3 protein-coding genes and 1 pseudogene are annotated in these 3,452 nt (G+C 64.3%); 3 read left to right on the top strand and 1 reads right to left on the bottom strand.

The window, feature by feature from the left end; translation table 11 throughout:
* From BN11_RS19885 to BN11_RS19895, 3 genes and pseudogenes are all read left to right on the top strand, one after another.
* Positions 1-281 (top strand): annotated as a pseudogene (locus tag BN11_RS19885) (IS256 family transposase); the annotation flags it as partial.
* A 716-nt stretch (positions 282-997) separates the two neighbouring features.
* The gene (locus tag BN11_RS25480) at positions 998-1,249 is read left to right on the top strand and encodes a hypothetical protein (RefSeq protein WP_157044299.1); all 252 of its coding nucleotides are present in this window, start codon (positions 998-1,000) and stop codon (positions 1,247-1,249) included.
* A gap of 75 nt (positions 1,250-1,324) precedes the next feature.
* Positions 1,325-2,836 (top strand): SIR2 family protein, encoded by a 1,512-nt coding sequence (locus tag BN11_RS19895; protein WP_048700140.1) that lies wholly within the window; start codon positions 1,325-1,327, stop codon positions 2,834-2,836.
* Positions 2,837-3,140: 304 nt separating this feature from the next.
* Here the strand turns inward: BN11_RS19895 and BN11_RS19900 are convergent.
* Positions 3,141-3,452, bottom strand: a 312-nt coding sequence (locus BN11_RS19900) for a transposase (RefSeq protein ID WP_048698140.1), incomplete at its 5' end; no start/stop codon positions are given.

The raw sequence follows: 3,452 nt of genomic DNA on the forward strand, positions 1-3,452 counted from the left end.
TCTACGACTACCCGGCCGAGCACTGGATCCACCTACGCACCACGAACCCGATCGAGTCGACCTTCGCGACCGTGCGGCTGCGGCAACGGGTCACCAAAGGCCCCGGCACCCGAGCCGCCGGGATCGCCATGGCGTTCAAGCTGATCGAGTCCGCGCAGCGGCGCTGGCGCGCCGTCAACGCGCCCCACCTGGTCGCCCTCGTCCGAGCCGGCGCACGCTTCGAGAAAGGCGAACTCGTCGAACGAGACAACCAGAACGGAGATGACCAACTCGCCTCATGACACACCAATCCACAGGTATTGACAATTCCTCTCGGATGTGGTCCCCCGTGTCCATTCCTCATAGTTTCGCATAGTTATGAGGACGTCAGGATAGGAGGCAGGTCAAGCCATATTATTTGATAAATTATGACATGGGACGCACCGACAGCGCTGGATGCGGCGGGACACCTGCTGGGGTATGTCGTCGCCGCCCGGCCCTGGGAGGGCGCCACCTGGAAGTCGCGCCCCGTGCCGCTATCATGGTCGCAGTCCGCCGAGGCGTCCCATCTGAATCTCTCTCGCGTAGCGGCGACGATGACCGGTCCCGACACTCCGTGCATACACTTATCCACAGGGCTGTGGATACGTCGTCCCATGTGACTCACGAAGGTCATTCCCTTAAACAACACCGGCAGACGCAACGACAAGGGGACACCGTGGGCTAAAGCACGAGCTACTTGGAGCGCCTGGACATCACCCCGCACCTCAACGACGCCGAGACCACGTGGCCGCGCGGGTTCGGGCGCACGCAGCGCGCATTCCACCCCGACGATCCGTCTGCCGTGCCGATGCACCCGTCCGCGGAGTACCTCACGCATCCGCTGGCCACCAAAGGACCCGGAGATTCCTGGAGCTGGCCCAGCACAGGCGCGAGCGGACTCCCGCGATGTGACTGGGAGCCGTGCGTCGAAGGCTGCTGCCTGCAGTGGTCGGAGATCGAGCAGTCGAATACGGCCGTGTCCGAACTCTCCTATTTCATCGACCATTTCCTGCACCCTCATGCCACCGCGAGCAAGGACGGGCGGGCGGACTTCGCCCCGGGTGGTGATGTCGTTGTTGTCGGCAATGATGAGAAGCAGCTCGCGGGAATCCCCGCGCAAGGCGGCGATGGTTCCGTCGACCCGGTGGTTGAAGATGAAGGGCGCTGGTCGCCGGCGACCCGGAGCTCTGGTGAGGACGAGGTGCACGTCGGCTCGGCCAGCGCCTGACGCGAGTCGCCACGCCCGCTAGTCTCGGGGGAGACGACGCGTCGGCGATGGCGAGCGCAGGTGGCGGGAGTAGCGATGAGCGGCCACGTCTTTGTGGTGAACGGTCGGATCCAGCATGTGGTGCACAACCTTGCGATTGTGCCGACCGACAGTTTCCTGACCGTTGAGGAGCACTGGAACGCTGTCTACCCGTTACGGCGCGCTGACCCTGCCGTTTCCAGCTGGGCTGCAGAGCACTTCGGTCAGTCCCAGTCGTGTCCCACAGTTTGGTTCCTCAACGTCGGGGGCCGCGTGCTTGGGGAAGTCACACCTCACGAGGTGGCGCATCGCTTCAAATCCCTACTTTTCGCCATGGTCACGCCCATGCCTCTCCCGGTCAACGGCCGCGTCAAGCCGCTGATCGCAGTCCCCGTCCTCGGGGTCGGCGAAGGCGGAAATAACGCGAGGCGCGGCGACACCATCCGCGCCCTCCTAGAGGCGGCGAACGAGGCCGTCACAGCTCGCGACGTCGACATCGCCATCGTCACCCCAGGCAAATCGGTCTTCGGCGCCGTGCAGCGCCACCGTTCGTCGACACCCGGCCTGAACACGCCCGTTTCGGAGCACACAACTCGTCTCGCGCAACTGGCAGCCGACAGTCGGCTCTCCCTGTTCATCGGGGCGGGTGCAAGCGTCCCGTCGGGGTTGCCGTCCTGGGCCGATCTCATCGCGAAGCTATCGGCAGACGCCGATGCTGACTTCCGGGCCCATGTTGAGGCTCTGCATTCGCCACTAGATCAGGCGGAGCTACTGAGTCAGCGGTACAACGACTCCCTGGGACGAAGAGTCATCGACGCCCTTCCGCCTGACGCCCTGCCGTCGCTCGCACATGCGCTCTTGGCAGGCCTCGAGTGCCGGGCGACTCTTACGACGAACTATGACGATCTGTATGAGCAGGCAGTAGCCGCAACGGGCAGGCCGAGGCCGACGGCGATCCCAACAAACATCACGAGGGACGGCGGTCAGTGGATCCTGAAGATGCACGGCTCCCGCGAGCAGTGGGACTCGATCGTGCTCACTCGCTCCGACTTCGTGCACTTCGATGCTCGCGTCAAACCGGCGGCCTCCGTTCTTCAGTCGGTGGCGCTGACGAGTCATCTGCTGATCGTCGGCGCCTCTCTCAACGACGACAATGTCGTGCGCCTGCTCCTAGAAGTGGCCAAGTTCCGATCGAATGCAGGCGTCCAAGGCCCGTTCGCAACCCTGCTCGGCGTCAAAGATGAGCCAGCGCGAAAGCACCTGTGGCAGGGCAAAGTGGAGTGGCTAACGATGGGCAGTGGCCAACTCCCCGAGTCCGCCCGCAACCTCGAGGTCTTCTTGGACGATGTCGCCCGCCAGGCCTGTCGAGACTCCTCCTGGCTTCTGGATGAGCGGTTCGCTGGTCTCCTGGAACCAGAGGCAGCAGCACCGCTGGCAGGCGAGCTGCGTCGGATTGCCGCGAGAGTGGCCGATCTAGCGCAAGGGAGCGAGCCCAACGCGTGGCGCGACCTTGATCGGGCACTCCGGTCTTTCGGTGCCCGACCGAACAGGCGAGGAAGCGACGGCTGACTCAGGTCGCAGAAAGAAGAACGGCGCCTACGGAAGGACTGCACTCTCCACCACCCGGCCGAACCAGGATCAGAGCCCGAGGCGCCTGGCAACCTCGGGTCCGCCCATGTCCCGGACCACATCCGGGTCGCCGACCACGATCAGCCGGTCGGTGGCACTGGAGAGACCGACATACGCTTCTCCCGGGAGCGGTCATGGCTGTCTGACTCGTTGACGCACAGCACAACCACGCGACACTCGAGTCCTGAACCGCCCTGGGTGGGTCTGTCCGACGAACGGTGTAACTGGCATTGGGTGGTTGTTCCTACAGGTTCTCCGCCGCGGGCATCCGGTCTTTGAATGTGACGGCGAAGGCGTTCAGGGCCGGCTTCCACCTGGTGACCCATCGTGCCTGGCCGAGGCCTTTGGGGTCTAGTGAGCGGGTGACCAGGTAGAGGGTTTTCATCGCGGCCTGTTCGGTCGGGAAGTGGCCCTTGGCGTTGACCGCGCGCCGGTAGCGCGCGTTCTGAGACTCGATCGCGTTCGTGGAGAACAAGACTCGCCGGATCTCGACGTCATAGTCCAGGAACGGGATGAACGTCGACCACGCGCCCCGCCACAGGGTGGCGATCGCTGG

Origin of the sequence: Nostocoides australiense Ben110, assembly GCF_001050535.1 — a bacterium.
In the GTDB taxonomy this organism is placed as follows: domain Bacteria; phylum Actinomycetota; class Actinomycetes; order Actinomycetales; family Dermatophilaceae; genus Nostocoides_A; species Nostocoides_A australiense.

Bases quoted from the DNA above. Each gene is read 5' to 3' on its own strand.
- BN11_RS19895 (WP_048700140.1), top strand. From the start codon at position 1,325: ATGAGCGGCCACGTCTTTGTGGTGAACGGTCGGATCCAGCATGTGGTG.